The organism is Kitasatospora sp. NPDC004614, from assembly GCF_042873675.1.
GTDB lineage: Bacteria > Actinomycetota > Actinomycetes > Streptomycetales > Streptomycetaceae > Kitasatospora.
On sequence record NZ_JBIALR010000001.1, the window covers coordinates 1,116,488 to 1,138,360 of the forward strand.

Here is a 21,873-nt window from a genome sequence, read left to right on the forward strand (position 1 = left end):
GCCGGGGCCGCCCGCGCCGCCCGAGCGGGAACCCGTCGGAGCCCGGTGGGCGGGGCGGGGGCGGCGCGGGGGCGGCGCGGGGCGGTGTCAGTCGGTGACGACGGCCTGGGCGTCGATCTCCACCAGCATCGGCTCCTGCGGGAGTTCGACGAAGATGGTGGTGCGGCACGGCTTGACGCCGCCCGGCTTGATGTTCTCGTCGATGAACTCGGCGTAGACCTCGTTCATCAGCGGGAAGTCGGCGCGCTTGGTGAGGTAGACGCGGAACATCACGACGTCCTCGATGGTCGCGCCGCCGGCCTCGACGATGGCCTTGACGTTCTCCAGAGTGCGGCGGGTCTGCGCCTTCACGTCACCGTGGTGCAGGTACTCGCCGGTGGCCGGGTCCTGCGGACCCTGGCCGGAGACCTGGAGGATCGGGCCCTTGCGGACGCCCTGCGAGAACATCCAGGCCGGGGCGGGCGCGCCGTCGGTGCGGATCTCGGTCTTGTCGCTCATGTGCGGTGCTCCAAAGAGAAGTTGACGGTGCGTCAGGAGGGGTTCCCGCGGGCGGGAAGGCCCGCGTCGGCGGAGATCGCCCGGGTACAGGCGAGCAGTTGGGGGAGCAGGTCGAGGACCTGCTCGTAGGGGAGGACGACGTCCGGTACGGAGATGGACGCGGCGGCGACCACCCGGCCGGAGACGTCCCGGATCGGCGCGGCCACGCAGTTGATGAACGCCTCGTGCTCGGCGTGGTCCTGCGCCCAGCCCTGCGCGGCGACCTGCTCCAGTTCGGCGAGCAGGGCGGGCCGGCTGGTGATGGTGTTGGGCGTGTGGACGGTGAACTCGATGGTGTCCACCACCCGGCGGCGCTCGGCCGGCGGCAGGTCGGCCAGCAGCACCTTCGCCACCGCCGTGTTGTGCAGCGCGGCCCGCAGCCCGATCCGCGAGTACATCCGCACCGGGTGCCGCGAGTCGTACTTGTCGATGTAGACCACCTCGCCGCCCTCGTACGCGGCCAGGTGCACGGTCTGGCCGGTCGCCGCGTTCAGCTCCGCCAGGTGCGGTGCGGCGGTGCGCCGGATGCCCCGCTGCTCCAGCGCGAGGCTGGACAGCGCGAACAGGCCCGCGCCCAGGTGGTAGCGGTACTGGGCGTCGCGGTAGACGAACCGTTCCTCCTCCATGGTCTGCAGCAGCCGCAGCACGGTGGTCTTGTGCACACCGATCAGGTCGGCCAGCTGGTCCAGGGAGCGTTCGCCCTCGCCGAGTTCGGCGAGCAGGCGCAGGGCTCGGGTGACGGTCTGACTCATGGGTGTCCCGATGTTCCGAGGGTTTCGAGGGCTCCGGGGAGGTTACGGGCTCCGGGGTCCGTTGCCGCTGTCGGGTCCGCGGCGAGCGCGGGAGAGACGATGCCGGACGCGGAGACGCGGGTCGCCGCCCAGTCCCGTTCGTCGGCGGCGAGCAGCGCGGCCACCGTGCGGGCGTCCGGGAGGGTGCCGTGGTCGGTGGGCGCGGTCAGCGCACTGGCCGCCGCGAGGTGGCCGAGCCGCAGCCGGGAGCGCTGGTCGAGCCCGCGCAGGGTCCCGGCGAGGTAGCCGGCCGCGAACGCGTCGCCCGCGCCGGTGGGTTCGACCACCTCGACGGCGAGCGCGGGTTCGGTGACCGAGCCGCCGTTCCGGTCGAGCACGGCGACGAGGTGCCCGGCGTCCTTGACGACGAGCACGGAGGGAGAGGGAAAGCGCTTTCTCAGTGCGGCCGGATCGCCGGTGCCGAACGCGCCCTCGGCCTCGTCCGCGCCGAGCAGCAGCACATCGGCGGCGTCCAGCAAGGCGGGCAGCACCGACGGGTCGCGCCGGCGCCACAGCACGGGGCGCCAGTTGAGGTCGAAGGAGACCAGCCGGCCCGGACGGCGGCGGGCCAGCAGAGCGCGGACCAGTTCCAGGCAGTCGTCGGAGAGGGCGGGCGTGATGCCCGTCAGGTGCAGCAGCGGCGCCCGGTCCAGCAGCGCGGCGGCCGCCGGGTCGTCCAGCAGGGCGGGGGAGAGCGCGGACGCGGCCGAGCCCGAGCGGTAGTAGTGCAGGCGGGAGCGGCCCGCGCCGAGGTCGTGCGGGAGGGCGGAGCCGCCGGTCTCCTTCAGGTACACGCCGGTCGGGCGGTGCGGGTCCACGGCGACGGCGGAGACGTCCACGCCCGCCGCCGCCAGGTCGCCGGTGAGGCGGCGGCCGAAACCGTCCGCGCCGACCCGGCTGATCCAGGCGGTCGGCACACCCAGCCCCGCGAGCGCCGCGGCGACATTGGACTCGGCGCCGCCCACCGAGGGCCGGAACGCGCCGACGGCCTCGAACGGTCCCGGCCGGTCGGGCAGCAGCGCCGCCATCGACTCACCCAGGCACACCGCCCGGGCGACCGCCGCCCCGCCGTCCTGATCCGCCATCAATCCCGCTCCCTCACCCTCGGGCCCACGCCCCCGCTCCCGCCAACAGCGGCCCGCGTGACCGGTACTCGGCGGTGAGCCCCGGTACTGCGTGCCTGGTGGGAGGGTGGACGGGCCGCGTCGCGGTCCGTTGACCGCCGTCGGCGTGAATGCTAGAACCGTAACACCAACATGCGCAATAGAGGTTGCACATGTTGCAACATCCCAGCTCGTCGGCGGGCCGGGACCGGAACGGAGGCACAGCCATGAGCAACGCGGCGGCACACCAGCACACCGGACACCACTCCTTCGCGGACCCCGCCCACGGGCCCGGCATCGACACGGCTGCCGTCGCAGCCCTCGCCGACGAGACACTCGACTGGCGCTTCAAAGCCATCCCCGCCGACGCCGCGGGCCGCACCGTCCGCGACTGGCTCGCCACCGGCCCCACCCTCGACACCCTCGGCACCCCGCTGCTCACCCTCGACGCCGCCGCGCTCGACCACAACCTGCACACCATGGCCGCCTGGTGCCGCGACGCCGGCGTCCTGCTCGCCCCGCACGGCAAAACCACCATGGCCCCCGCCCTCTGGCAGGCCCAACTCGCCGCCGGCGCCCACGCCATCACCCTCGCCAACCTGCCCCAACTGCGCGTCGCCCGCGCCTTCGGCGTCCAGCGCCTGCTGCTCGCCAACACCCTGCTCGACCCCGCCGGCCTCGCCTGGCTCGCCGCCGAACTCGACCGCGACCCCGAGTTCGCCTTCACCTCCTGGGTCGACTCCGCCGACAGCGCCCGGCAGATGGACGCCGCCCTGCGCGCCGCCGGCGCGAAGCGCCCCGTCGAAGTCCTGGTCGAACTCGGCGGCCCCGGCGGCCGCACCGGCGCCTGCGGCATCCCCGCCGCCCTCGACGTCGCCGCCGCCGTGCACGCCGCCCCCACCCTCCGACTGGCCGGCGTCGGCGGCTACGAAGGCGCCCTCGCCCACGACGCCTCCGACCGCGCCCTCGCCACCGTCCGCGACTACCTGCGCGACCTCGCCGAACTGCACCGCCGCCTCGCCCCCGGCTACCGCACCCCCACCCCCATCGTCACCGCCGGCGGCAGCGCCTACTTCGACACCGTCGCCCAGGAGTTGACCCCGCTCGCCGCCGAAATCCCCGGCACCCGCGTCATCGTCCGGGCCGGCGCCTACCTCGCCCACGACGACGGCTTCTACCGCGGCATCTCCCCGCTCGCCCGCACCACCGGAGCCACCCCCCTGCACTCCGCCATGCACGGCTGGGCCCGCGTCGTCTCCCACCCCGAACCCCAACTCGCCCTGCTGGACGCCGGAAAGCGCGACCTGCCGTTCGACGAAGGACTGCCCGAACCGCAACTCGTCCGAGGCGGCGGCGAGTTGAAGGGAGCCGAAGTCACCGCCCTCAACGACCAGCACACCTTCCTGCGCGGCGCCGGCAACGCCGCCCCGATCGGCGCCGTCCTCCGACTCGGCCTCTCCCACCCCTGCACCGCCTTCGACAAGTGGACCCTGATCCCCGTCCTCGACCACGCCGACGCCGAACACCCGCGCGTCGTCGACCTGGTGAGGACGTACTTCTGATGCCCGAACTCCTGCTGCGCGGCGCCACCGTCATCGACGGCACCGGCGCCGACCGCTACCGCGCCGACGTCACCATCACCTCCGACGGCGACATCGACGAGATAGGCCACGGCCTCACCGCCCGCCGCACCATCGACGCCGACGGCCTCGTCCTCGCCCCCGGATTCATCGACCTGCACGCCCACTCCGACCTGAGCCTGCTCGTCGAACCCGACCACCCCTCCCGCATCACCCAGGGCGTCACCCTCGACGTCCTCGGCCAGGACGGACTGTCCTACGCCCCCGCCGACGACACCACACTCGCCGCGCTGCGCCGCCAACTCGCAGGCTGGAACGGCGATCCCGACGGATTCGACTGGAACTGGCGCACCGTCGGCCAGTACCTCGACCGCCTCGACCGGTCCATCGGCGTCAACGCCTGCTACCTCGCCCCGCACGGCACCATCCGGATGCTCGCCATGGGTTGGGACAACCGGGCCCCCAGCGACGCCGAACTCGACCGGATGCGTGCCCTGTTGGACCAGGCGCTGGCGGACGGCGCGGTCGGCATGTCCACCGGCCTCACCTACACCCCCGGCATGTACGCCGACACCGCCGAACTCGTCGAACTGTGCCGGATCGTCGCCGCCCGCGGCGGCTACCACGCACCGCACCAACGCTCCTACGGCGCAGGCGCGTTGGAAGGCTACGCGGAGATGGTGGAGATCTCCCGGCGCAGCGGCTGCCCGCTGCACCTCACCCACGCCACCATGAACTTCGGCGTCAACGAGGGCCGCGCCGAGGAGTTCCTCGCCCTGGTCGACACCGCCCTCGCCGACGGCATCGACGTCACTCTCGACAGCTACCCGTACCTGCCCGGATCCACCACCCTGGCTGCCCTGCTGCCCAGTTGGGCCACCGAAGGCGGCCCCGAAACCACCCTTTCCCGCCTCGCCGACCCTGCCGCGCGCGAACGCATCCGTGCCGACGTCGAGGAGCACGGCAGCGACGGCTGCCACGGCGTGGTCACCGACTGGGACACCATCCAGATCTCCGGCGTCCGGAACGCCGCGCTCGCGGGCGTCGTCGGCCGGAAGGTCTCCGAACTCGCCGCCGAACAGGGACTCACCGGCACCGAGGTGTTCTTCGGGCTGCTGCTCGCCGACCAGTTGGGCACCACGATCCTCCAGCACGTCGGCCACGAGGAGAACGTCCGCGCCATCATGCGCCACCCCGCGCACACCGTCGGCAGCGACGGCCTGCTCGTCGGCGCCCGCCCGCACCCCCGCGCCTGGGGCACCTTCCCGCGCTACCTCGCCCACTACAGCCGGGACTTGGGCGTCCTGACGCTGGAAGAAGCGATCGCCCGGATGACCGGCCGCCCCGCCCGCCGCCTGCGCCTCGACCGGCGCGGACTGATCCGCCCCGGCCACCACGCGGACCTGGTCCTCTTCGACCCGGGGACCGTCCGCGACACCGCCACCTTCGACCATCCCCGCCGGCCCGCCGACGGCATCGCGCACGTCCTGGTCGGCGGCATTCCCGCCCTCACCGACGGCAAGCCGACCGGCGACCTGGCCGGGCGGGCGCTGCGGCGTGACGCGGACGGCCTGGTACGGGCGGCGAATTGACGGTCCGTCAGGCCAGTCGGATGTATCTCAGGAAACAGGAGTTGGGGAGTATGGGAACCGAAGTGACCGACCTGCGCGCGGCGTTGGCCGCACAGCCCGTGATAGCCGTGGTGCGGGCGCCGGTGATCCCGGACGCGGTCGCGCTGTGCGAAGCGCTCGCCGAAGGCGGCATCGCCTGGACCGAACTCACCTTCACCACACCGGCCGTGGCCCGCCACGTCGCCACCGCCGCGAAGGCCGGCTGCCGGATCGGCGTCGGCACCGTGCTCACCGCCGAGCAGGCCCGCGAAGGCATCGACGCCGGCGCGGGCTTCCTGGTCACCCCCGGCCTGCGGCCCGCCGTCGCCGCCGTCGCCCGCGACGCCGAAATCCCCGTCGTGATGGGCGCGCTGACCCCCAGCGAGGTCGCCGACGCGCTCGACCTCGGCGCCGCCGCCGTGAAGATCTTTCCCGCGAAGACCTTCGGCCCCGGCTACCTCAAGGACCTCCAGGGCCCGTACCCCGGCATCCCCCTGGTCGCCTCCGGCGGCGTCAACGCCACCAACGCCAGGGCCTTCCTCGACCACGGCGCCCTCGCCGTCTGCGCCGGCACCGACGTCGTCCCCCCGCAGACCGTCGCCGACGGCGACTGGGCAGAGATCACCCGCCGCGCGAAGGCGTTCATCGCCTCGCTCGGCTGAGAACGGCCGGGCCGGGGGCGGCGACGGAGGGGGCAGCGACGGAGGGGGCAGCGACGGAGGGGGCGGGGAAAGCGCTTACTCGCCGTCCCGCCGTCGCCTCCCTGCCGCCCCGCGTCGCCCCCGGAGGGAGCGGGAAAGCGCTTACCGGCTGCGGGTGGTCGAGTACAGGTGGCTGTCGCGGAACTCCGTCGCGGCCAGGGTGCGGCCGACGATGATCACGGCGGTGCGGAGCACGCCTGCGGCCTTGACCTGGGTGGCGATGTCGCCGAGGGTGCCGCGCAGCACCAGCTCGTCGGGGCGGCTGGCCATGGCCACCACAGCGGCGGGGCAGTCCGGTCCGTAGTGGGGGAGGAGTTCGTCCACCACGCTGTCGACGTAGCGGGCCGCCAGGTGCAGGACCAGCAGGGCGCCGCTCTGGCCGAGGACGGACAGTTCCTCGCCGGGCGGCATCGGCGTCGCCTGGCGGGCCACCCGGGTCAGGATCACCGTCTGGCCGACCGTCGGGACCGTCAGCTCCCGCTTCAGGGCCGCTGCGGCCGCCGCGAACGCCGGGACGCCCGGCACCACCTCGTAGGGGATGTCCGCCGCGTCCAGGCGACGCATCTGCTCGGCCATCGCCGAGAACACCGACGGGTCGCCCGAGTGCAGCCGTGCCACGTCCTGGCCCTCGGCATGCGCGCGGACGATCTCCGCGATGATCTGGTCGAGGTCGAGGTTCGCGGTGTCCACCAGGCGCGCCCCCGGCGGGCAGTCGGCCAGCAGCTCCTGCGGGACCAGGCTCCCCGCGTACAGGCACACCCCACACGCCGCCAGCGTCCGTTGCCCGCGCACTGTGATCAGATCGGCCGCACCCGGACCGGCACCGATGAAATAGACCGTCACTTCGCTGCTCCTCCGAGTTCCTCGGCCGCACCGGACATCCCGGCGCCGCCGCCCTTGACCACGCTCCACTGAGTGACCGGCATCGCCTGCCGCCACCCCGTGAACCCGCCCACCGGCACCGCGTGTGCGACGCTCAGCTTCACCAACTCCCCGCCGTGGCGCCGGTACCACTGAGTGAGCAGCGCCTCCGACTCCAGCGTCACCGTGTTCGCCACCAGCCGCCCACCCGGGCGCAGCGCCGACCAGCAGGCCTCCAGCACGCCCGGCGCGGTCAGCCCGCCGCCGATGAACACCGCGTCGGGGACGTCCAGTTCGGCCAGCGCCGCCGGCGCCGCGCCGTGCACCACCCGCAGCCGGGGTACGCCCAGGGACGCCGCGTTGCGGACGATCCGCTCCACCCGCACCGGGTCGCGCTCCACGCTCACGGCCCGGCAACTGCGGTGCGCCCGCAGCCATTCGATGCCGATCGAGCCCGAGCCGCCGCCGATGTCCCAGAGCAGCTCGCCCGGCGCCGGGCCTAGCGCCGCCAGCGTCGCCGCGCGGATATGACGCTTCGTCAACTGGCCGTCGGATTCGAAGAGTTCGTCGCGCAGGCCGGAAGTCAGCTGCTGGCGTGGCGAGTTTGGGTCGGTAGCCACGCAGTCGATCGCCAGCACGTTCAGCGGATCGCCCGGCGGCAGCGACCAGTCGTCCGCCATGCCCTCGCGCAGCGTCTCGGCCGGGCCACCGAGTTGCTCCAGCACCCGGATCCGGCTCGGGCCGAAGCCGCGTTCCGTCAGCAGCTTCGCCACCTGTGCGGGGGTCGAGGCGTTCGGGCTCAACACCAGTATTCGGCGGCCGGGGTAGAGCGCGGCGTGCAGCGTCTCGGGGGCGCGGCCGACCAGCGTCACCACCTCGGTCTCCTCGACCGGCCAGCCCAACCGGGCGCACGCCAGCGACACCGAGGACGGATGCGGCAGCACCCGCAGCGACTCGGCCGGGACGCCGCACTCGATCAGCGTCCGGCCGATCCCGTAGAACATCGGATCGCCGCTCGCCAGCACCACCAGCCGCCGCTCCGCGAAACGATTCAGCAGCCCCGGCACCGAAGGCCGCAACGGCGACGGCCACGGCACGCGATCCGCTGTCACCTCGGCGGGCAGCAGCGCCAGCTGCCGGGCTCCGCCCAGGACCGCCTCCGCCGTGTGCAACGCCGCCCGGGCCGCCTCCGACAGCCCCGGCCAGCCGTCCGCACCGACCCCCACCACGGTGATCGCAGACACGCGCAAACTCCTCACAGCTCGGGGGACGGGCAGCCGCAGCCTACCGGCAGTAGACCGTCATACCCCCCACGAGCTGCGGAGATCCACCGTGCGACATTGGCCACACCGGAGCTCCCGGGCTCCCCGGCTCCCGAGCCGCGCGGCGCGGGGTCAGTCGGGCGTGGACACCAGTTGGACGGTGGGCGGCGTGGATGTGGTCGGCGCCGTGGGGGCGGTGGGGAAGGTGCGGTGGAGGAGCAGCAGGGCGAAGATCTCCTGCTCGATGCCCTCGGGGTGGCGGGAGCGCAGGGTCTGGGCCGGTTGCGGCGGGATCAGGTGGTCGAGCGCCGTTCCGGTGCGGGACTGGTGGGTGTAGCGGGCGGCGAGGTCGGCGGCCGGGGCGGCGGCCGGATCGAGCAGGCTGGTGAGCAGGCGGTGCGGCGGGGCGCTGCGACGGTCGGTGTCGAGGGTGTAGTCGATGACGCGGACCTGGGCGGGGCAGGCGTGTTCGCGAGCCGGTCCGGTCGGGTCGGCCGCGCCGGTCGGACCGGTCGGACCGGTCAGGTGGGAGCCGTCGTCCAGGCGTGCGGCGAGCGGGAGTTGAAGGCTGGCGGGCACCTGCCAGAGCAGGTCGGCACCGCCTGCGCGGGCGGCCTGCCAGATCGCCGGATCGGTCGTGCCGCGGTCGGCGAGCACGAGCATGTCGCGGGTCAGCGTCGGGTAGATGGCTGCGGCGAGGGCGCGTTCGTGGGTCGAGAGCGGGCCGATGTCGGCGGTGAGCGTGGTGTGGGTCCCGCACTCGACCAGGGCGCTGACCCTGGCTTGCGGGTAGTTGACGGGCTCCGGGACGGCGGGCCGCGCGGGAGGCCTGCCGGTGGCGCGGGGAGCGGTGGTGCGGACGGGCTTTCGGACGGTGCTGCCGAGCGTCCGGCCGAAGTGTGCGGCGTTCGGCGGCGTGTCCGGGACGTCGAGGATCGTGCCGTCGAGGGCGACCAGCCGCTTGCCGCGGTACCAGGCGTCGGCGATGGTCCGGCCGGCCGGCGGCGGGCAGGTCCGTTCGAACAGGCGGCGCAGCGGTTCCGGGCCGAGCCGCAGCCGGGCCCGGCCGATCGCGGCGGGGGTGGGCAACTGGCGGGCCCTCGGCCACCAGCGTTCCCGCTCCAGCTCGTTGACCAGCAGGTGGGCGACGTCCGGGTAGCCGAGGTCGGCGAACATCGCCATCGCCAGCACGAAGTAGACCACCACGCGGGCCGGAAGCAGGCGGCTGCGCTGCTCGACCCGTCCGCAGTCGATCAGTACCTGGTCGACCAGTTCGGGCGGGAAGGCGCGCGTCAGTATCCCCAGCGCGGCACGCTCCGCAGGCCGGATGTCCGTCGGTGCGTTGGTCTGCCTTGGCACTGGCACGACCCGTTCAACGAGCCGCCCACGGCGAAGTCACCGCGAACCCGGCCCGGGATGCCAGGCGTTCGCAACGCGCGGCGGCCGGACGTCTGTTGGCGGTGGTTCCGGGCCGGGCGGTGGTCGGACCCGGCGGAGGAGGCACCGCGCATCCTTACTGTCAGTCGAGGTCGTCGGCGGCGTAACGGATGGCGCTGATGGCGCGGGCCAGGAGGTGGCGCAGCTGGTCCCGTTCGGCGGCGGTGAACTCCTCGGACAGCGCCTCCTCGATGGCGCTGGCGCGGTCGTCGGCGAGTTCCAGCGCGGCGCGGCCGCGGTCGGTGAGACGGGTCGCCAGGATGTTGCGGTGCCAGCGGTGCGGGGCGCGTTCCACCAGGCGGCGCTCGGTGAGGTGCTTGAGCGTCATGGCCATCGCCTGCGGGGTGACCTGGCAGGCCCGGGCGAGCGCGGCGCCGCTGATGCCCGCGTTCTCGGCAAGCATGAACAGGGCCGCGTACTGCGGCACCGTCAGTCCGGCGGGTTCGACGGCGGTGCGTTTCGCGGCCAGCAGCTCCTGGACGGCGAGGTTCAGATCGATGCCGAGACGGTCACTGGCAGGCATTCCCATGCGGCGATGCTACAAGGGCTGGTCGACGTATAAGCGTTGACAGTCATCAACTGATTGATGATGATCGGGGTGTTGAGCATGCGGGGGAGCGGATGCTGTGCCGCTGCGTTCCTCCCGGCGTGTTGATTTGTCGATCTGTCAGCCCGGCTGACACCCGTGCCCCGGAGGACCGCACACCGATGACCGACCTCTCCTTCCTCTCCGCCCCCGGTATGGCCGCCGGCTTCACCGCGGAGACCCGCCCGCGCGCCCACGGTGCGGGCGTCGATCTGCACGAGTACGACCGGGTCACCGCGTCGCTGGAGTCGATGCTCCAGTGGCCCGACGTCTGCCGTGCGGCCGCACTCCGGCACCGCGCCGCCGCCGAGCAGGCCGCCAAGGCCGGCCGCACCCGGACGGCCGGCGAGCGCCACCGCCTGGCCGCCCGCTGGTTCCACCTCGCGGCCCTGATGCCCGACCCGGACCGGGAGCGGGCGACGGAGGTCGCGAGGGAGGCGGACCGGTCGATGGAACAGTCGCTGGCCCTGCTCGAACCGCAGGCCCGCCGCCTGTCCGGCGACGGGTTCACCGGATGGCTGCGGATCCCGGCGGAGGCAGAGGGTAAGCGCTTTCCGGTCGCGGTGGTGATCCCTGGCATGGACTCCTCGAAGGAGGAGTTCCACGCCCTCGCGGACGCGCTGCTCCCGCGTGGCGTCGCCGTCCTGGCGATCGACGGACCCGGCCAGGGCGTGCTGGCCACCGAGACGCTGCTGGACGCGGAGGGCCACTGCCGCGCGGTTGTCCGCGCCCTGGACGCGCTCGCCGACGCCGCCGCGGCCGGCGAGGCGCCGGTCGACCTCGGCCGGATCGCCGTGGTCGGCCTCAGCCTCGGCGGATACCTCGCCGCACGGGTCGCCGCCCACGACCGGCGGGTGCGCGCCGCCGCGCTGGTCAGCGGCCCGTACCGGCTGGACTGGGACGGACTCGTCCCGTTCGTCGCCGCCACCCTCGGCCAGCGGTGCGGCGACGCGGACGCCGCGCGCGCATTCGTCGACGGCCTGGACCTGGCCGCGCTCGCACCGCAACTGCGCTGTCCGTTGCTGCTGGTCGAGGGCGGGGAGGACCGGATCCCCGGCTTCACCAACGCCGACGCGCTCACCGCGGACCTCCCGCACGCCGAGCTGCTGTACGTCCCGTGCGGCAACCACCTGCTCGGCAACGCACAGTCGGAGTGGCTGCCGGACACCGCCGACTGGTTGGCCGAGACGCTGCGGTCGGCATGACAGGTGCGGCGGAGCCTCCGCCCCGGCATCATCGACCGGATGGAGTCTCCGCTGCCCCTGCTCTACCTCGACGTCGACGGCCCACTGATCCCGTTCGGCGGCGACCCCGCCCGCCACCGCACCCACCTGACGGCGCGCCGGATCCGCGAACTGACCGGCGAGTCCAACCCCCTGCTGACCCGCCTCGACCCCGCCATCGGCCAGCAACTCGCCGCACTGCCCTGCCACTTGATCTGGGCCACCACCTGGTTCGACGACGCCAACACCTGCATCGCCCCGCTGCTCGGCCTCCCCGCACTCCCCGTCCTGCCCGACCCGCCGCACACCACCCCCCACCTCCCGCCGGGCGTCCACTGGAAGACCCCCGCACTCACCGCCCACGCCGCCGGAACCCCGTTCGCCTGGGTCGACGACGAGATCACCGAAGCCGACCGCGAGTGGGTCGCCCACCACCACCCCGGCCCGGCGCTGCTCCACCGCGTCAACCCCGAACTCGGCCTGACCGAACGGGATTTCACCATCCTCGAGGACTGGCTGCGCCACCCGGCCTGACGGCGGGTCTTAAGGTCGGTCGGGCGGGGCGTCGGTCCCACGACCTGGGCCGATCCGAGGACGAGGCCTACGTCTTCAGTCCGTTACGCGGGCCTGGTGGTTCTGCGTACCGTCCCCAGCATGGATGTCACAGGGACGTTGGACGAGGCGCTCGAACGCCTGCACCGCTCGGGGCCCGAACGGCTCGGGAGGCTGACCAATCACGCGCCGATGGCGGTGGAGGCGCTCGCCGCCCGCGGGCGGGCGGATGCGGTGCACGGTTGGCTCGACCGGTACGCCCGCATGCTGGAGGAGTTCCCGTCCGGGGTCGAGCGGGTCACGGCCGCCAACTGGCACGAGGCGCTGGGTGATCCGCGCCGTGCGGCCGACTGGATCGGGTTCTTCGAGCGCGAGGTCGCGGAACGTCCGTGGCGCGAGGTGCTCGGCGAGTGGTGGCCCCGCCTGCTGCCCGGCATCTACGGCGGCTCCACCCACCCGGTGATCCGGGTGGGCCACGCCGTGCGCACCCTGCTGTCCGGCGCGGTCACCGAACCCCGGCTGGCCGAACTTGCCCACGGCCTCGGCTACTGGGCCGCCCGCCACCGGCCCGTCGCGGCTCTCACCCCGCTGCCCGGTGCCGACAGCGCGGCCGCCGCGCTCGGACTGGTGCCGCGGATCGCCGTCCAGGACGGGGGCTTCCCGGCCCGGCTCGACCGCGTCAGGGCCCTGCCGGTGTGGGCGGCCACGGCGATGGAACCGGCCGAGGCGCACCGCCGGCTCGTCGAGCTGGTGCGGGCGGCGACCCACCGGTACGCCACCCACGGGCACGGGGAGGAGACGATGCTGGTCCACGCGGCCACGGCACCCAACGCCGTCCTGCGCACCCTGCCCGCTCTGCCGCACGCCCTGTGGCCGTCGAGCCTGCGGGCCGCCTGGACGGCCTCGGCGGCCGTGACCGCGATGTACGCGCCGGCCGCGGCGGTCCCGTACGTGCCGCTCGACGGCCTCACCCCCGACGAGGTCGTCGAGCGGGCGCTGTCGCACGGCGACGAACACGTCATCAAGTTGACGGACACGGCCCTGGACGTGGGCGACGGGCCCGCGCTGGCGGCGGCGGTGCGCGCCATGGAGTTGACCGCTCCGATCGGAGGGTCGGACGGGCGGAGGGTCGGATGAGACGGAGTGGGAGGTCGGAACGGCCGGCTTCCCACTCCGGCGCAGCGTGCCTCAGAGGACGAAGTAGCTCGTCCCGACGGCGTGCTTGGACATCCCGGGATCCACCTCCGCCGTCACCGGTCCCTGGCAGTTCGCGGCGGCGTGCACCAGCACGGCCGAGTCGGTGAAGTTCGTGATGGTCACCGGGGACGTGGTGCTGTAGCAGCCCCGCGCGGGGTTGTGGTGGGCCACCCCGTTCACGATCAGCGTGCCCGTGGCGGCCTGGGCGGGGACGGCGAGGGCGAGCACGCCGGTGACGGCCAGCAGGCCGATTCCCGTGAGACGACGACGCATGACTGTACTCCCTTCCGAGGACGCCCGGCTGGGAGCGGGTGCCTCTTCGAACGGGGAATTCCCCGCACGGCCGGTTCGTCCCCGAACGGCACCGCCAATCGCTCGAATCGGCGAGCGTGCAAGGGTCCTGGGGGTGGTGGCCGACAGGCCGGACTCCCGGGGCTGCGCCACTGTCGGTCGGTGGCGTTAGCGTGCGCTGCCGTGGACGCTGCTGATCTTGATCGTTGTGCCGGGACGATTCCTCCGCCCCTGGTGGTCCGGCTGCTCGAGCTCGGGCACGCGGAGGAGGTGGAAGTCCAGGCCCGGCAGGGGGAGTGGTTCTGCGCGCGGGCGTGGGCGCGGGTGCTGGGTGAGCAGGGGCGGCAGGCGGAGGCGCTTGCGGTGCTGGCGCCGTACGTCGAGTCGGAGTGGTGGCCGGCCGTCGAGGCGCAGGCGGAGCTGCTCGTGGAGTGGGGACGGCCGGACGAGGCGATCGAGCTGGTCCGTCGGCATGCGAGGACCGGTGGGCGTCCGCTGGAGTTCCTCGGCCGGCTGCTGGCCCGGCAGGGGCGTGGCGTCGAGGCATTCACGTTGCTGAGCGCGGGAGTTGAGGACGCGGGCCTGGCCGCCGCGATGGTCGAGGTGGCCGGAGTGGCGGGCCGGGAGGAGGAGGCCGCCGCGCTGCTGGCCGCGAGGATTCCGGCCGGGCACTGGTGCGACGGCCCGTGGTGCTGCCGAGGGCTCCACCCCGGGACGGCGCTCGACCTGCTGGCCACCGTCCGGGAGCGGCAGGGCCGGATCGACGAGGCGATCGCGCTGCTCGGTGCCGAGCAGCCGGTCGACGAAGGCCGGCTGTCCGAACTGCTGGCGCGGCACGGCCGGTTCGAGGATCTGCGCGCGCACGCGGCGGCCGACCCCGACGGGCCTGCGGCATGGCGCCTCGCCGGGGTACTGGAGGAACGCGGCGATGTGGCGGGCGCCGTCGCCGTGTACCGCGCGGCCGGGGAGTCGCGGGACGCTGCCCTCGGGCACGCTCAACTCCTGGCCCGGCACGGAAGGTTGGCAGAGGCGATCGCGGTGATGCGAGCGCTGGTCGAGTCGTACGGCGGGGCGGAGGACTGGATCGTCTCGGCCCTGTGCGCGCTGTACGTCGACCACGGTCGGCCGCAGGACGGACTGGCACTCCTGGATGACATGACGGCCCATCATGAAAACGCGGAGGACTGGGAGTTGTTCAGTTTGCGCCTCAGGCTTCTGGCTGGCTGCGGGCTGCTGGACGAGGCGATCGAGCTGGCTCTGGCGTACCCCGACGACGACCCGCCGTCCGCCGTTCAGGAGATCGCCGAACTGCTCGCCGACCAGGGGCGGTTCGAGGAAGCCGCCGCCCTGCTTCGGCCGCACGCGGATGACCCGTCCTGCCGCCGCCGGTTGGCCGGCCAGCTGATCGAACTCGGCTGCGTCCAGGACGCGGTGGCGCTGCTCCGGCAGGGTCGGACCACGCGGGTGGTCCGACCCGATCTGTACCGGCTGTTCCACCCCTGACCGGCGGCGAGCGGTGCGGTCAGCCGGTGGTGGGGAGCGGGCCGCCGAGGTGGCGGTTGCGGGTCCGGCGGGCCGCGAGGCGGGTGGGGGTGGGGAGTTGGGCGAGGTCGGCGAGGGCGTGGGTGATGGCGGCGGCCAGGTGGGTGCGCAGGTCGGCGGGGTCGTCGGTCTCGGGGACGACCTGGTCGATCAGGCCGGTGGCGGCGAGCGCCGTGGCGGTGATGCCCTGGGCGCGGGCGAGTTGAGGAGCGTGCTCGCCGTCGCGGTGGACGATGGCGGAGGCGCCCTCGGGCGGAAGCGGGGCGAGCCAGGCGTGCTGGGCGGCGATGACGCGGTCGGCGGGCAGCAGCGCGAGCGCGCCGCCACCACTGCCCTGGCCGAGCAGCACGGCGAGGACGGGGGTGCGCAGGCCGACCAGGGTGGTCAGGCAGTGCGCGATCTCCATTGCCACACCGTCGAGTTCGGCCTCGACGGAGAGTTCGGCGCCGACGGTGTCGACCACGGTGAGCAGTGGCATTCCCAACTCCTCGGCCAGCTCCGCCTGTCGGCGAACCGCCCGCAAATCGGCTGCCGTGAAGGGAAGTTCGGGCCGGTCGGGGCCGGAGCGCTGCTGGGCGACCACCATCACCGGGCGTCCGCCGATCAGCGCGAGCGCTCGGACGAGCGCGCTGTCGCCGTCCAGCGGGAGGAACAACTCGGCGGTGTGGGACAGGAGTTCAAGAGCAGAGAGACGGTCGGGCCGGCGGCTGCGGAGCACCGACTCCCAGGCGTCCTCGGCGGCGAGGGTCGCGGTGGGGGTGGCGGGCGGCGGTGAACTCGGCCGGGGCGGCCGGGTGGTGAGGATGGTGAGTGCGCGGGACAGGAACGCGTGCAGGCGGTCGGGCGGGACGATGGCGTCCAACCGGCCGTTGGCGGCCAGGGTTTCGGCGCGCTGGACGGTGGGCGGCAGCGGCTCGCCGCGCAACTCCTCGTAGACGCGCGGGCCGAGGAAGCCCAGCCGGGCGCCCGGTTCGGCGAGGACCAGGTGGCCGAGGGTGCCCCAGGAGGCGAACACGCCGCCCATGGTGGGGTTGCGCAGGTAGGTGAGGTACGGCAGGCTGGCGGCGCGGTGGGCGTGGACCGCCGCGGTGACCCGGACCATGCACAGGAACGCGGCGGAGCCCTCCTGCATGCGGGTGCCGCCGGAGACCGGCAGGGCGAGCAGCGGGAGGCGCTCGGCGGTGGCGCGTTCCACGGCCCGGGTGATCCGTTCGGCCGTGGCGACGCCGATCGAGCCGCCGAGGAAGCCGAACTCGCAGGCGATCAGCGCCAGCGGTCGGCCGTCCAGCAGGGCGCGGCCGGTGATCACCGCCTCGTCCAGCCCGGTGCGGGCGCGGGCCCGGGCCAGGGCGTCCCGGTACTCGGGGTCGGCCGGTTCGGTGCCGATCGGCTCGTCCCAGGACGTGAAACTGCCGGAATCGACCAGCAGATCGAGGAGCTGACGTGCCGACACCTGGGGCCTCCGTCGCAGGCAGGGGGGGATGGGGCAGAAGCGGGGGAAGGGGCGTTGCGGCCCAGAGCTGGCGCAAAGCCGGTGCAGAGCCTATGGGCGGACGCGGGCCGTCGGCGGGTGCGGCGCACAGTGGTGACACGGATCACCGCCGGTGGGGCGGTTGCCTCGCGCGCCGTACCCAGCGCGCCCGGCGGTGGAACGTGACGTACCAGACACCGGGCTAATTGGTATCCAGGATGCTGAATTGGCTAGAGTCGGCGCCGTGAGGCTGACCAAGAGCACCGACATCGCACTGCGCATCGCAATGCGCCTGGCGGTGCTGGGCGAGGACCAGACCCCGACCACCCGCGAGGTGGCCGAGGCGGTCGACGTCCCCTACAACCACGCGGCGAAGGTGGTCAGTCGTCTCCAGCACCTGGGCGTGGTCGAGGCCCGGCGCGGGCGCGGTGGAGGGCTTGCCCTGACTGCCGCCGGCCGTAACGGATCGCTCGGCCGGATCGTCCGGGAGCTGGAGGGCACAGGGGATGTGGTCGGCTGCGAGGACCAGCCGCCGTGTCCGCTGCGTCACTCCTGCCGGCTGCGCGGGTTGCTGCGTCAGGCGCAGGAAGCGTTCTTCGCAACGCTCGACCCGTTGACCGTGAACGACCTGGTCAGTCCGTCGACCGGCCCGGTCCTGCTGGGACTGCCCGGCCGTGGCTAGCCGGGGTCGCCAGCGGTGATCAACAACAGTCAGCAGTGCGCAGTCAACAGTCAGTAGTGCGCAGTAGTAGTCAGTAGTGGTCAGTAGCAGTCACCTGTAGTTGTCAGCGGTCAACAGTGGGTGTTCCCACACCGTAAAATGCGCATCTCAGATGCGAGTTTGGAGCTTCGGATGCTGTCCGAGAAGTCCGCGCAGACCGTGCGTGCCACCCTGCCCGTGGTGGGGGCGGCCATCGAGGAGATCACCGGCTCGTTCTACGGCCGGCTCTTCGCCGCTCACCCCGAGCTGCTGCGCGACCTGTTCAACCGGGGCAACCAGGCCGACGGCAGCCAGAAGTCGGCGCTGGCCGGTTCGATAGCCGCCTTCGCGACCGCCCTGGTCAACAACCCCGACCAGCGACCGGACGCCATGCTCGCCCGCATCGCCCACAAGCACGCCTCGCTGGGCATCACCGCCCCGCAGTACCAGGTGGTCCACGACAACCTGTTCGCCGCCATCGTCGAGGTGCTCGGCGAGGCCGTCACCCCCGAGGTCGCCGAGGCCTGGGAAGAGGTGTACTGGCTGATGGCCAACGCGCTGATCGCCCTCGAGGCGCGCCTGTACGAGGAGAGCGGCACCCGCGGCGAGCGCCGCCCCTACACCGTGGTCTCGCGCACCGCAGAGACCGCCGACGTCGCCACCTTCCTGCTGCACCCGGCCGACGGCGGTGCCGTCCCGGCGCACAAGCCCGGCCAGTACGTCTCGGTGCAGGTCGAACTCGCGGACGGCGCGCGGCAGATTCGCCAGTACAGCCTGTCCGGCCAGCCCGACGGTGGCCTGCAGATCACCGTCAAGCGCGTCGCCGGCGACCCGGCGGGTGAGGTCTCCAACCACCTGCACCAGCACGTCGACCAGGGCGACACCCTGCTGGTCAGCGCCCCGTTCGGCGACGTCCAGCTGGCCGATGAGGACCGCCCCGTGGTGCTGGCCTCGGCCGGCATCGGCTGCACCCCGATCATCGGGATGCTCCACCACCTCGCCGAGACCGGTGCCACCCGCAAGGTGATCGCCGTTCACGGTGACCAGCAGGAGTCCGCCCACGCCTTCCGCGAGGACTTCTCCGGCCTGGTGGCGAAGCTGCCGAACGCCGAGGCGCACGTCTGGTACGAGCGTCCCGAGGGTGAGTGGCCGGCCGACCGCACCGGCCGGGTCGACCTGAGTGGACTGGACGTTCCCGCCGGCGCCGTCGCCTACCTGTGCGGCCCGCTGCCGTTCATGCGCACCGTGCGCACTCAGCTGCTGGAGGCCGGAGTGCCCGCCGCCGACATCCACTACGAGGTGTTCGGCCCCGACATGTGGCTCGGTCAGTAAGACCCCGGAGGTCGCTCAACTTCCGCGCCGGACGCGGTAGCTGAAGCGGCGGACCCGACGGCCTCTCCTCACCGGGGAGGCCGTTGCGTTTGACGGTGCCGAAAGCAGGCGCGCTCATCTCAGGACGTCGCGGATCGCCTCGCGCAGTTGCCCGGCGTCCGGTTGCAACGCCCGGTCCAGGCCGAGGGCGAACGGCAGCACCGCACCGTCCGGCCGGGTCACCCGGCGCGGCGGGGCGAGCAGGCGGCCCTCCTCGCCCGCGATCGCCAGCACCTCGGCAGCGAATCCGGCGAAGCGGTTGGAGTCGTCCACCACCACCAGCCGCCCGGTGCGCCGCAGCGAAGCCAGCAGCGCCGCCCGGTCCAGCGGGTACAGGGTGCGCGGATCGAGCACCTCCACCGACACCTCGCCCGCCAACTCCTCGGCCACCGCCAGCGCTTGATGCACCAGATGACCGACCGCGACCACCGTCACGTCCGTGCCGGTCCGGTGCGTGCGGGCCACGCCCAGCGGCACCGGCGCCAGCGCCGCCGTCACGTCCTCGCGGACGCCCAGCGCGCCCGCCGGGGCGAACAGCACCACCGGATCGTCATCCGCGATCGCCGAACTCAGCAGCCCGTACGCGTCGGTGGGCGTCGCCGGTACCAGCGTCTTGAGGCCGACGTGCGCGAACAGGCCGTACGGATGGTCCGAATGCTGGCCCGCCCAGCCGCTGCGGGAACCCGAACCCGGCACCACCACGGTCAGCGGAACCCGCGCCTGGCCGCCCGTCATCAGCGAGAACTTGTGCGCCTGATTGGCGAGTTGCTCGAACACCAGGAACAGCAGCGACGGGATCTGCAACTCGATCACCGGGCGCATCCCGGACAGCGCCGCGCCGATGCCCGCCGAGGTGAACGCCTGCTCCGACAGCGGAGTGTCCACCACCCGTTCCGCCCCGAACCGCTGTTGCAGCCCCAACGTCAGCCCGGCCAGGCCCGCGCCCACGTCCTCGCCGAACACGCACACCGCCGGGTCGGCCGCCAACGCGTCCGCCAGCGCCCGGTTCATCGCCTTCGCGTACGACAGCAGGGTCACAGTGCCGCTCCCGACCGGGGCCGCAGCCCGCTCGCGTACAAGTGGCCGGTCGCGTACAAGTGGTCGGTCGCATACAAGTAGTCGCCCGCCGTGGCCGGATCCGGCTCCGCCGAGGCGCGCGCGAACTCGGTGGCCGAGGAGAGGAGTTCGCGAACCTCGTCGTCGATCGCGGCCACGACGTCGGCGGGCAGTGCCGCGGCGGCCGGGACGAGCGGGTCGCGTTCGCGCCAGGCCGCCACCTCCTGCGGGGTGCGGTAGGCGAGCCGGAACCGGCGCTCCATGGTGTGGTGCGCCTCGAAGCGGTACGTCAGGCACTCCAGGAACCCCGGCCCGCCGCCCGCCCGCGCCCGGGCCACCAGCCGCTCGGCCGCCGCCCGGACCGCCTCCACGTCCATCCCGTCCACCGTCTCCGCCGAAATGCCGAACGCCGCCGCCCGCCCGCACGCCGAACCGCCCACCGCCGCACCGGCCGGCAGCGTCGTCGCATAGCCGTTGTTCTCGCACACGAACAGCACCGGGGCCCGCCAGATCGACGCCAGGTTCAACGACTCCAGCAGCACCCCCTGGTTGAGCGCGCCGTCACCGAAGAACGAGGCCACCACCCGGGGGCTTCCCTGCCGCTGCGCCGCCCAGGCCGCGCCGACCGCGATCGGCGCGCCCGCGCCGACGATGCCGTTCGCGCCGAGGATGCCCAGCGAGAAGTCCACGGCGTGCATCGACCCGCCTCGACCTCGGTTCAACCCGCCTACCCGGCCAGCTAGTTCGGCCAATAGCCGCCCCGGATCGGCGCCCTTGGCGAGCACGTGCCCGTGACCGCGGTGGGTGGACGTCAGCTGGTCGTCCGCCGCGAGTGCCGCGCAGACGCCGACCGCCACCGCCTCCTGGCCGATGTACGGGTGGGTGCCGCCGACGATCAGACCCGAGCGCACCCACTCCAGCGCCAGCTCCTCGAACGAGCGGATCAGCCGCATCGCCCGGTACCGCCCGGCCCGGTCCGCCAAATGCGGCAGGCTCACCGGCCCGACCGCCACAGCACCGGGCAGAACTCCGGGTCCGCGTAGTCGGGTTGACCGTCCGCCGTGCGCCGCACCACCGCGTCGTGGTTGTACACCACCGGCGAGCCGTCCGGCTTCAGGAACGACCGGTAGCGGTTCGAACCGTCCTGCAGGTGCAGCGAAACGGCGCGGCGCGGCTGGGCGGACCGGTTCGGGCCGGAGCCGTGATAGGTGCGGCAGTGGTGGAAGGAGACGTGCCCGCGCGGGATCTCCACCGGCACCGTGCGCACCTCGGCGCCGTTGAACTCGGCGTTCTCACGCAGGAGTTTGTCGAGTTCGGCGCGGTCGCGGGCGGCGAAGTGCCGGGTCGAGTCGTCGCCGCCGGGAAGCTCCTCCCAGCGGTGACTGCCGTCCACCATGGTGATGGTGCCCATCTCCTCCGTGCAGTGGTGGAACGGCAGGAACGCCGTCAGCATCCGCTGCGAGGTGGACGTCTGCCAGTAGTGCTTGTCGAAGTGCCACGGCACCACGTTGCTCAACTCGTCCGCCACCGGCGGCTTGTAGATCAGCGTCGCCTGGAACACCCGGATCTCCTCCGCCTGCGCCAGGCGCGCCGCCACCGCGCCCAGCAGCGGCTTGCGCAGAATGCGGCCGATCTCCGCGTGCTCGTAGTGCACGTAGTCGTTGTGCCGCTGCACCGGACCGTCGGCCGGCGTCCAGGACGCCAAGTGCGGGGGCCGGGCGGGAAGTTCGCGATCGCGTTCGCCCGCGTAGTAGCGCTCGGTGGCGGCCTGCAGGGTGTCCAGCTCCTGGTCGCTGAACAGCCGCCGCGACAGGTACCAGCCGCGCTCCGCGTACTCCAGCACCTCCTCGGCGGTCGGCAGCAGCGCCGACTCCTCCTCCGACAGTCCGAACGGGTCGGTGGCGTCAGGCATTTGAGGGCTCCCCTCCGGTCAGTGGTCGCGTGGTCAGTGGTTGCGTGGTCAGTGGTCGCGTGGTCAGTTGTGCGCGGTGGCGCGTTCGCG

General features: G+C 73.2%; 21 protein-coding genes. 9 read left to right on the forward strand and 12 right to left on the reverse strand.

Annotation, left to right across the window (positions count from 1 at the left end; all coding sequences use genetic code 11):
- Positions 1–87: 87 nt before the first annotated feature.
- From ACFYST_RS04875 to ACFYST_RS04885, 3 genes are read right to left on the reverse strand one after another with little or no spacing between them, the layout of a single operon-like run.
- Positions 88–498, reverse strand: coding sequence for a RidA family protein (locus tag ACFYST_RS04875; RefSeq protein ID WP_387859882.1), 411 nt, complete (start codon positions 496–498; stop codon positions 88–90).
- 32 nt (positions 499–530) lie between these two features.
- Positions 531–1,289 (reverse strand): IclR family transcriptional regulator, encoded by a 759-nt coding sequence (locus tag ACFYST_RS04880; RefSeq protein WP_387859885.1) that lies wholly within the window; start codon positions 1,287–1,289, stop codon positions 531–533.
- Complete coding sequence (locus tag ACFYST_RS04885; RefSeq protein ID WP_387859887.1) at positions 1,286–2,413, reverse strand: sugar kinase; 1,128 nt, start codon at positions 2,411–2,413, stop codon at positions 1,286–1,288. Before ACFYST_RS04885 ends, ACFYST_RS04880 begins: the two co-directional genes overlap by 4 nt.
- Positions 2,414–2,658: 245 nt before the next feature.
- On the opposite strand from ACFYST_RS04885, the gene ACFYST_RS04890 reads away from it, so the two are divergent.
- The 3 genes from ACFYST_RS04890 to ACFYST_RS04900 are packed head-to-tail and all read left to right on the forward strand — an operon-like array spanning position 2,659 to position 6,283.
- Positions 2,659–3,993 (forward strand): amino acid deaminase, encoded by a 1,335-nt coding sequence (locus ACFYST_RS04890; RefSeq protein WP_387859889.1) that lies wholly within the window; start codon positions 2,659–2,661, stop codon positions 3,991–3,993.
- The gene (locus tag ACFYST_RS04895; RefSeq protein WP_387859891.1) at positions 3,993–5,603 is read left to right on the forward strand and encodes an amidohydrolase family protein; all 1,611 of its coding nucleotides are present in this window, start codon (positions 3,993–3,995) and stop codon (positions 5,601–5,603) included. Before ACFYST_RS04890 ends, ACFYST_RS04895 begins: the two co-directional genes overlap by 1 nt.
- A 50-nt stretch (positions 5,604–5,653) precedes the next feature.
- Positions 5,654–6,283 (forward strand): bifunctional 4-hydroxy-2-oxoglutarate aldolase/2-dehydro-3-deoxy-phosphogluconate aldolase, encoded by a 630-nt coding sequence (locus ACFYST_RS04900; RefSeq protein WP_387859893.1) that lies wholly within the window; start codon positions 5,654–5,656, stop codon positions 6,281–6,283.
- A gap of 141 nt (positions 6,284–6,424) precedes the next feature.
- Here ACFYST_RS04900 and cobM read toward each other — a convergent pair whose 3' ends face one another.
- The 4 genes from cobM to ACFYST_RS04920 form a co-directional block, all read right to left on the reverse strand.
- The gene (gene cobM, locus ACFYST_RS04905; RefSeq protein WP_387859895.1) at positions 6,425–7,165 is read right to left on the reverse strand and encodes a precorrin-4 C(11)-methyltransferase; all 741 of its coding nucleotides are present in this window, start codon (positions 7,163–7,165) and stop codon (positions 6,425–6,427) included.
- Complete coding sequence (cbiE, locus tag ACFYST_RS04910; RefSeq protein WP_387859896.1) at positions 7,162–8,427, reverse strand: precorrin-6y C5,15-methyltransferase (decarboxylating) subunit CbiE; 1,266 nt, start codon at positions 8,425–8,427, stop codon at positions 7,162–7,164. The genes cobM and cbiE overlap by 4 nt, the downstream gene beginning before the upstream one ends.
- A 150-nt stretch (positions 8,428–8,577) precedes the next feature.
- On the reverse strand, positions 8,578–9,810 hold the full coding sequence (locus ACFYST_RS04915) for an IS4 family transposase (RefSeq protein WP_387859898.1): 1,233 nt from the start codon (positions 9,808–9,810) through the stop codon (positions 8,578–8,580).
- A gap of 154 nt (positions 9,811–9,964) precedes the next feature.
- Positions 9,965–10,411: a MarR family winged helix-turn-helix transcriptional regulator gene (locus ACFYST_RS04920; protein ID WP_387634200.1), complete on the reverse strand. Its 447-nt coding sequence runs from the start codon at positions 10,409–10,411 to the stop codon at positions 9,965–9,967.
- Positions 10,412–10,590: 179 nt separating this feature from the next.
- Here ACFYST_RS04920 and ACFYST_RS04925 point away from each other — a divergent pair, with 179 nt between their 5' ends.
- The 3 genes from ACFYST_RS04925 (at position 10,591) to ACFYST_RS04935 (ending at position 13,380) form a co-directional block, all read left to right on the forward strand.
- The gene (locus ACFYST_RS04925) at positions 10,591–11,673 is read left to right on the forward strand and encodes an alpha/beta hydrolase family protein (protein WP_387859900.1); all 1,083 of its coding nucleotides are present in this window, start codon (positions 10,591–10,593) and stop codon (positions 11,671–11,673) included.
- 39 nt (positions 11,674–11,712) lie between these two features.
- Positions 11,713–12,225, forward strand: coding sequence for an HAD domain-containing protein (locus ACFYST_RS04930; protein WP_387859902.1), 513 nt, complete (start codon positions 11,713–11,715; stop codon positions 12,223–12,225).
- 120 nt (positions 12,226–12,345) lie between these two features.
- A complete protein-coding gene (locus ACFYST_RS04935; RefSeq protein WP_387859904.1) occupies positions 12,346–13,380 on the forward strand; it encodes a questin oxidase family protein in 1,035 nt (344 codons plus the stop codon).
- A gap of 51 nt (positions 13,381–13,431) precedes the next feature.
- Here ACFYST_RS04935 and ACFYST_RS04940 read toward each other — a convergent pair whose 3' ends face one another.
- On the reverse strand, positions 13,432–13,713 hold the full coding sequence (locus ACFYST_RS04940; RefSeq protein ID WP_387634190.1) for a hypothetical protein: 282 nt from the start codon (positions 13,711–13,713) through the stop codon (positions 13,432–13,434).
- A gap of 252 nt (positions 13,714–13,965) precedes the next feature.
- Here ACFYST_RS04940 and ACFYST_RS04945 point away from each other — a divergent pair, with 252 nt between their 5' ends.
- Entirely contained in the window at positions 13,966–15,234 is a 1,269-nt protein-coding gene (locus ACFYST_RS04945; protein ID WP_387634189.1) for a tetratricopeptide repeat protein, read from the forward strand.
- 19 nt (positions 15,235–15,253) lie between these two features.
- On the opposite strand, the gene ACFYST_RS04950 is transcribed toward ACFYST_RS04945, so the two are convergent.
- A complete protein-coding gene (locus tag ACFYST_RS04950) occupies positions 15,254–16,726 on the reverse strand; it encodes a carboxyl transferase domain-containing protein (RefSeq protein WP_387859906.1) in 1,473 nt (490 codons plus the stop codon).
- A gap of 262 nt (positions 16,727–16,988) precedes the next feature.
- Between ACFYST_RS04950 and ACFYST_RS04955 the strand changes: the two genes are divergently transcribed.
- Positions 16,989–17,426, forward strand: a complete 438-nt coding sequence (locus ACFYST_RS04955) for an RrF2 family transcriptional regulator (RefSeq protein WP_387859909.1) — start codon at positions 16,989–16,991, stop codon at positions 17,424–17,426.
- Positions 17,427–17,597: 171 nt separating this feature from the next.
- Positions 17,598–18,776: a globin domain-containing protein gene (locus ACFYST_RS04960; RefSeq protein ID WP_387859911.1), complete on the forward strand. Its 1,179-nt coding sequence runs from the start codon at positions 17,598–17,600 to the stop codon at positions 18,774–18,776.
- Positions 18,777–18,890: 114 nt separating this feature from the next.
- On the opposite strand, the gene ACFYST_RS04965 is transcribed toward ACFYST_RS04960, so the two are convergent.
- From ACFYST_RS04965 to ACFYST_RS04975, 3 genes are read right to left on the reverse strand one after another with little or no spacing between them, the layout of a single operon-like run.
- Positions 18,891–19,853 (reverse strand): alpha-ketoacid dehydrogenase subunit beta, encoded by a 963-nt coding sequence (locus ACFYST_RS04965; protein ID WP_387859914.1) that lies wholly within the window; start codon positions 19,851–19,853, stop codon positions 18,891–18,893.
- On the reverse strand, positions 19,850–20,869 hold the full coding sequence (locus ACFYST_RS04970; RefSeq protein WP_387859915.1) for a thiamine pyrophosphate-dependent dehydrogenase E1 component subunit alpha: 1,020 nt from the start codon (positions 20,867–20,869) through the stop codon (positions 19,850–19,852). The genes ACFYST_RS04965 and ACFYST_RS04970 overlap by 4 nt, the downstream gene beginning before the upstream one ends.
- On the reverse strand, positions 20,866–21,783 hold the full coding sequence (locus ACFYST_RS04975; protein WP_387634178.1) for a phytanoyl-CoA dioxygenase family protein: 918 nt from the start codon (positions 21,781–21,783) through the stop codon (positions 20,866–20,868). Before ACFYST_RS04975 ends, ACFYST_RS04970 begins: the two co-directional genes overlap by 4 nt.
- Positions 21,784–21,873 lie beyond the last annotated feature (90 nt).

Coding starts and splice junctions, on each gene's coding strand:
- ACFYST_RS04875 (WP_387859882.1), bottom strand. CDS start 498: ATGAGCGACAAGACCGAGATCCGCACCGACGGCGCGCCCGCCCCGGCC.
- ACFYST_RS04880 (WP_387859885.1), bottom strand. CDS start 1,289: ATGAGTCAGACCGTCACCCGAGCCCTGCGCCTGCTCGCCGAACTCGGC.
- ACFYST_RS04885 (WP_387859887.1), bottom strand. CDS start 2,413: ATGGCGGATCAGGACGGCGGGGCGGCGGTCGCCCGGGCGGTGTGCCTG.
- ACFYST_RS04890 (WP_387859889.1), top strand. CDS start 2,659: ATGAGCAACGCGGCGGCACACCAGCACACCGGACACCACTCCTTCGCG.
- ACFYST_RS04895 (WP_387859891.1), top strand. CDS start 3,993: ATGCCCGAACTCCTGCTGCGCGGCGCCACCGTCATCGACGGCACCGGC.
- ACFYST_RS04900 (WP_387859893.1), top strand. CDS start 5,654: ATGGGAACCGAAGTGACCGACCTGCGCGCGGCGTTGGCCGCACAGCCC.
- ACFYST_RS04920 (WP_387634200.1), bottom strand. CDS start 10,411: ATGGGAATGCCTGCCAGTGACCGTCTCGGCATCGATCTGAACCTCGCC.
- ACFYST_RS04925 (WP_387859900.1), top strand. CDS start 10,591: ATGACCGACCTCTCCTTCCTCTCCGCCCCCGGTATGGCCGCCGGCTTC.
- ACFYST_RS04930 (WP_387859902.1), top strand. CDS start 11,713: ATGGAGTCTCCGCTGCCCCTGCTCTACCTCGACGTCGACGGCCCACTG.
- ACFYST_RS04935 (WP_387859904.1), top strand. CDS start 12,346: ATGGATGTCACAGGGACGTTGGACGAGGCGCTCGAACGCCTGCACCGC.
- ACFYST_RS04940 (WP_387634190.1), bottom strand. CDS start 13,713: ATGCGTCGTCGTCTCACGGGAATCGGCCTGCTGGCCGTCACCGGCGTG.
- ACFYST_RS04960 (WP_387859911.1), top strand. CDS start 17,598: ATGCTGTCCGAGAAGTCCGCGCAGACCGTGCGTGCCACCCTGCCCGTG.
- ACFYST_RS04975 (WP_387634178.1), bottom strand. CDS start 21,783: ATGCCTGACGCCACCGACCCGTTCGGACTGTCGGAGGAGGAGTCGGCG.